A 5,621-nucleotide genomic window follows, 5' to 3' on the forward strand; every position below is an offset into this window, starting at 1 on the left:
GGGTCGGCCCGCCGGGGTCGGCCCGCCGGGGTCGGCCCGCCGGGGTCGGCCCGCCGGGGTCGGCCCGCCGGGGTCGGCCGGCGTTCCGGCGCCCCGGACATCACCCGAAAGAGTGATGTCCGGGACGTGGCGTCGGGCCCGGTCCTGCGAATCGGTCGTGGGTTCCCAATTCAACGACCGAACGCGTCGAGCTTTCCCAATTCGACGACACAAGGCGTCGTAGAATCCCTGCAATTCCAGCATTTCCCAGGGCCGGTGACGACTTCACGACGCCCCGTAATCGAGCTATCTTGGAAATGTGCCCGGGGAAACCGGGCGGCGGAAATCCCGCCAAATCCCCTCTCGGAAAACCTTTGACGGGTGAATTGTGCCCAATGCGGGCCGCCCGCCGTACAGACCACACGCGCCCAGCTCGCGAATTCCGCCAGCTGGCCTTTCCGAAACGGAAGGAATCACCATCGTGACCGACACGCTCACCCCCGCGACCTTCGCGGCCCCGCCCGACCTCGACCCCGACCCCTTCGTCCCGGTCCCCGCCCCCACCACCCCGCAGCCGACCACCACCGGCGGGCGCGAGGAGTGGGAGGTGTACGTCAGCCCCCGCTATCTGGCCGGGGGCGGGTTCGAGGCGGACGCCGCGATGGCCCCGCTGATCGAGCAGGCCGGTTGGAACGCCTGGTGCGACGAGCTCGCCAACCACCACCTCACCAGCCCGTGCGGGCGCGCGTACCTCGGCTTCCTGCCGGAGCACAACCCGGAGCCGGTCGGCCTGTGGAAGGCGTGGGTGCGCCCGCACCACCACGGCCAGCGGACCTGGATGGCCGCCTTCTCCGACGCGATGCCCTACGAGTTCATGCAGGCCTTCACCACCGAGTGGGCCGAGGGCTACACCCCCGACGACCCCACCTTCGCCGACCCCGACGACGGGCACCGCGACGGCGTCGAGAAGGTCCTGACGGTCCTTCGGGACGCCGGGTGGGACCGCGACCCGACCACCGCGCCGGGCCGCACGCTGGAGCGGTGGACCGCGCCGGACGGCCGGGCCGGGGTCGAGGTGCGAGTCCTCACGCGCGGCAGCGTGGAGACCGAGATCCTGCAGGGCGACCCCCGCTGGACGGTCTGGGCCTCGCCGGTCCCGTACCGCAGGCCGCTGTGGGACGCCGTCTTCAGCACCGGCACGCCGACCGGCCTGATCGCCGCATTCTGCCGGGCCCTGGCCGACCCCGCCCCGCTGACCCGCGAGGACCAGCAGATCCCGCGCACCTGCCGCGACCTGATCACCCGGACCTGACAGCAAATCAGGTGATGCCGCCCCCGCGCACATCGGGGGCGGCACCACCGCCCAGCATGCCACCTCACCGACCCCCACGCGCAACCGGAGGACATGCCGTGAGCATCCGCTCGATCATCGCCCGACCCACGCCCGACGGCTACGCCGGACGCTACGTCCACAGCCACGGCCACCCCAGCCAGCGAGTTCCGATCCTGCTGACCTCGGTCCAGGGCCACTTCGCCGGCAACACCGAGGCCGCCGCGCGCTACTACCTGGACGAGCACCCGGCCGGCTGGAGCCGTCTGGGCGCCGCCTTCACCACCCCGCTCGGACCGGTTGCCCTCGGCCCCGACAGCAACCAGTGCTACTGCCACGGCACTTGGGACGACGGACCAAACCTGCTGACCCAGGACGACGTCGACCCGCTGTGGCACGAGTGGATCTACCTCATGCGGGCTGACGGCCTGCAGATCATCCGGACCGACTGGAGGAAGTGCACCCAGGCCGACTGGGCGAGCCACCTCCTGCCCTGGACCACCCACCCCACCGCGCCGCTGCCCGCCACGCTGCGCTGACCCCGCCCAACCATCCTTCCCCAACAGCCCGGTGGCCGGGCACCCCTGCTCGGCCACCACCGTCAGAACACGAGCAACCACATGACCCCGAGCATCACCGCCCGCGCCCAGGCCGCCCTCGACTACCTGGAGACCGCGTCCACCGACCCCGCCTTCGCCCACCCCGCCCGCCCCGAGGACGCCGCCACCGCGCAGCTGCGCCTGGCCCACCTCCTCGGCATCCCGCTCACCAACGTCACCGTGACCGCCGACCTGCTGCGCCGCCGCCACCAGAGCGGCGAACCCCTCCTGCTGACCGCCACCGACCCCGCCGACGGTGAGAACCCCCAGGAGACCTACCACTTCATCCTCAGCACCCCGCTGCTCGACCACGACCCCTTCCACCTCCTCGAGCCCTGTCCCGAATGCGACCAGCCGGTGCCCGTGCGGGCCATCACCCGCCTCACCGACCTCGCCCCGGCCCTGACCCGAGACCTCCCCGACGACGTGCTCGACAACCTCCAGTTCCTCTTCGACCCCGCCCACCGGGACACCTGCGACTTCGGCCCCGCCCGCGACTGACCGCACACCCACCGCACGCCCGGGCCACCGGCCCACTCGAACTACAGACCTGATCGAACGCCAGACAGAAAGGCTCCTCCGATGAGCAACATCGCGCCGACGGCCCTCCCCGCCCCGATCCCGCAGCCCGGCACGGCGATGACCAAGGACCTGCTCGCCACCCACCTGGCCACGAGCCCGCACCAGGGAACCGGCCGCGGCGAGGCCCTCGACCTCCTCGCGCTGATCATCTCGCTCAACGCCGACGAGCTCGACACCACCGCGAAGTCCATCCACCGCGGCGTCGAGGTCGCTCGCACCCGGCTCGACACCCTCGCGGCGGGTGGCGCCCTCAGCCCCGTCCACGACGAGCCCGTCATGACCAAGACCGGCGCCGGCCTGGACCTCCTCAACGTCATCGCCCAGACCCAGACCCGCCACCTGTGCCAGCTGGTCCACACCTACCGCCAGCTCAACACCGCCACCCGCGACAGCAACTGACCGTCAGTCCCTGACCAGTAGAAAGGCTGACCTGCCTTGTCCCAGCGCCACCTGAACGTCGCCGACCTCATGACGAGCCTCGCCGCCTACGACCCACGCACCCCCGTCCGCCTCGCCCTCTCCCCCGAGTGGCCCTTCGAGCACTACGTCGGTGCCGTCACCGCCACCCCGAACATCCCGCCCACCGCCCACCTCGACGCCCCGGCCTCCAGCCCCGGCCCGGACAGCGAGCAGCTCGGCACGGTCTGGATCGGCGACGGCGGCCAGCTCGGCTACCTGCCGCCCGAGGCCTGGGTCGAGCTCCACCACGACCCGTACGACGACCTCACCACCGCCTGACCAGCGGCTACCACCGCCTGGCAACAACTCCGCAGACCGCTCGGCTGACCGCATATGTCCGCCGCACGGCACGCGCGCGGCCGGGGCAACCCTCAGCCCCGGCCAACCTCACCCCCACACTGACCTCCCGTCAGGAGCGCACAACCGTGACCACTCAGCAGCACCCCACCGCTGACCTGCCGATCGTCAGCGCCACGATCCTCGCCACCGCCCTCGGCGCTGCTCTCACCGCGGACGACCGCTTCGCCGAGGCCCACCGCGCCGCCCAGCACGCCGTGCCGAAGACCACCAGCCAGCCGGGCCACCTCGAGCTGCTGCGCCGCGAGTGCGCCTACCGGCTCGCTCAGGCCGCCCAGTTGGCCCCTCGCGGACTCCTCGCGCCCAACCTCGGCCTCGCCCTGCAGACCCGCGACCGGGCCTGGCCCCGCCCCATCCGCCGCGCCGCGCTGCTCACCGCTACCACGCACCTCGCCTCCGTCCCCGACCCCGCTCTCCTCGCCCCCGCCAGCCGACCCAAGGCGCCGCTCGTCAGCAGCGAGCAGCTCACCACCGCCCTCCACACGGCGGCCCGTCAGGCGGCCATGGACCTGCGCAGTGGCCGGTGCCGAACCGTTGCGGACGCGCTGACCATCGCCACACGCGGCATCTCCAGCACCCTTCCCGTCGGCTACGACCACTTCCTCGAGCGGGAGATGACCCTGCGCCTCGCGCTCACCCTCGCCCTGCCCGCCCCCGGCGCCCTCGCCCCCGGACTCGACTTCGCCCTCGACCACGCCACCCGTTCCGCCACCCGCACCGAGCTCGCCGACCTGGTCCTGACCGCCTTGCGCCCGAGTCGAGCCCGCACTGTCGCCAGCCTCGGCCGGATCCCGCTCCAGCGCACCCTCGCGGCTACCGGCAGCTGCGGCTGCGACTGCGCCAACGGCGGGTTCTGCGGCGGCTGCGGCCACGCCGGCTGTGGCCGCGACTGATCAGCGCCTGCTTCATCCCCGGGGCCGCCCTCTCCCGGCGGCCCCGGGACCTCACAACCAACCCTTCATGGAGCCGAGGAGGCCCGACATGTCCCAGATGACGACCAGCGCCACCGTGACCGTCCAGAGCGAGGTCACCGCCTTGACCGGCACGTTGGCCGCCGTGTACACCGAGCTGTACGGCTACGAGGCGGTGACGGCCACTGACCTGGCCCGCGCGGCCGAGGTCAGCCTGTCCGCCACCCGCAAGGCGCTCACCACCCTCGAACAGCGTGGCCTGGCGTGGCGCACGCCCGGCGGTAACGACGGCGTCCGCCGTCTGCCCGACCACTGGCACCCCGTGACCCCCGACAGCGGCCCCTCCCACGCCGACCAGGCGACCACGGCGAGCGAGACCGCCGAGGCGGAGACCGAGCTGCCGTCCGACTCCGACAAGTTGGCGGAGCTGGGCCCGGGCGACGATGGCGCGGAGCGGACGCCGGAGGAGCAGGCCGCAGACGAGGAGGCTGACGTCTCGAATGTTGCTGAGGCCGTGGCCAGCCCCGCTGGCCCGGACCTGGCTGGCGACCAGCCGATGATGGAGGAGCTGCCGACGGAGCGGATGCTCGGCCACACGTCGGCTGAGGCGGTCCTTGCTGAAGCCAGGGACCAGGCCGACGATGGTCCCGCACCTGCGGCCGACTTCGAGGACTTGGCGCCTCAGCCGGGTGACGGCGCTGACACGGACCAGAAGGGGCCCGCCGGGGAGGTCAATGACGCGTTGCCCGGCGCTGGTGCACTGGACACTATCGGCGACGCTGACGACTCGGGGCTGACGGACGCTTTGCTCGACGCCGAAGGGGACCAGCCGGAAGACGGCGACGGGGACCACGAGCTCGGCGCCGAAGCCGGCGAGGCTGAACCGGTCGACTCCGGCGCCCGTGACGGCACGCCGGACTCCACAGGCGAGGACACAGTTCTCCCGGCGGAAGGAGGCGCGGCGCCCGAGGAGCCCGCCGAACACGTCTGCGTCTGCTCAACCTGCGGCACCCACCTGCGCCCCCGGGCTCGCAAGCGGGCGGTGACCACGACCGGCGGTGGATACCGGCTCGCGCCCGGCGAGTTGCACCAGATGGTCCTGGGCCACTTGCAGGCCAACCCCGAGCAGGACTGGACGCCGACCAAGATCTCCCAGGTGCTGGGACGCTCCTCTGGAGCGATCGCGAACGCCATGGCCACCATGGTCAGTCGGGGAGAGGCCGTCCAGACCAGCGCCCAACCCCGCCGCTACCAGGCCGCCCCGGCGGGAACTGCGGAGTGATCGGAACGGCACGGGCCGTCTCGGGGGAGCACACCCTCCGGGACGGCGCTGACCGCTCCACTCAGCTTCAGCCAGCCATCGGCGATGCGCGGAGCACCACCTGGCCTCTTTGTCTCACGGCG

At 72.4% G+C, this 5,621-nt stretch carries 7 protein-coding genes; all 7 read left to right on the forward strand.

Annotated elements, in window-relative coordinates:
• Positions 1-460: 460 nt before the first annotated feature.
• The gene (locus C7C46_RS31875; protein ID WP_110673406.1) at positions 461-1,291 is read left to right on the forward strand and encodes an SPDY domain-containing protein; all 831 of its coding nucleotides are present in this window, start codon (positions 461-463) and stop codon (positions 1,289-1,291) included.
• A 98-nt stretch (positions 1,292-1,389) separates the two neighbouring features.
• On the forward strand, positions 1,390-1,848 hold the full coding sequence (locus C7C46_RS31880) for a hypothetical protein (RefSeq protein ID WP_110673407.1): 459 nt from the start codon (positions 1,390-1,392) through the stop codon (positions 1,846-1,848).
• 81 nt (positions 1,849-1,929) lie between these two features.
• Complete coding sequence (locus tag C7C46_RS31885; protein WP_110673408.1) at positions 1,930-2,409, forward strand: hypothetical protein; 480 nt, start codon at positions 1,930-1,932, stop codon at positions 2,407-2,409.
• A gap of 81 nt (positions 2,410-2,490) precedes the next feature.
• On the forward strand, positions 2,491-2,889 hold the full coding sequence (locus tag C7C46_RS31890) for a hypothetical protein (RefSeq protein ID WP_110673409.1): 399 nt from the start codon (positions 2,491-2,493) through the stop codon (positions 2,887-2,889).
• A 36-nt stretch (positions 2,890-2,925) separates the two neighbouring features.
• Entirely contained in the window at positions 2,926-3,228 is a 303-nt protein-coding gene (locus C7C46_RS31895; protein WP_110673410.1) for a hypothetical protein, read from the forward strand.
• A gap of 146 nt (positions 3,229-3,374) precedes the next feature.
• Entirely contained in the window at positions 3,375-4,199 is an 825-nt protein-coding gene (locus tag C7C46_RS31900; RefSeq protein WP_110673411.1) for a hypothetical protein, read from the forward strand.
• Positions 4,200-4,296: 97 nt separating this feature from the next.
• Positions 4,297-5,499: a hypothetical protein gene (locus C7C46_RS31905; protein ID WP_146259302.1), complete on the forward strand. Its 1,203-nt coding sequence runs from the start codon at positions 4,297-4,299 to the stop codon at positions 5,497-5,499.
• Positions 5,500-5,621 lie beyond the last annotated feature (122 nt).

This window comes from Streptomyces tateyamensis (genome assembly GCF_003205575.1).
Taxonomy (GTDB): Bacteria; Actinomycetota; Actinomycetes; order Streptomycetales; family Streptomycetaceae; genus Kitasatospora; species Kitasatospora tateyamensis.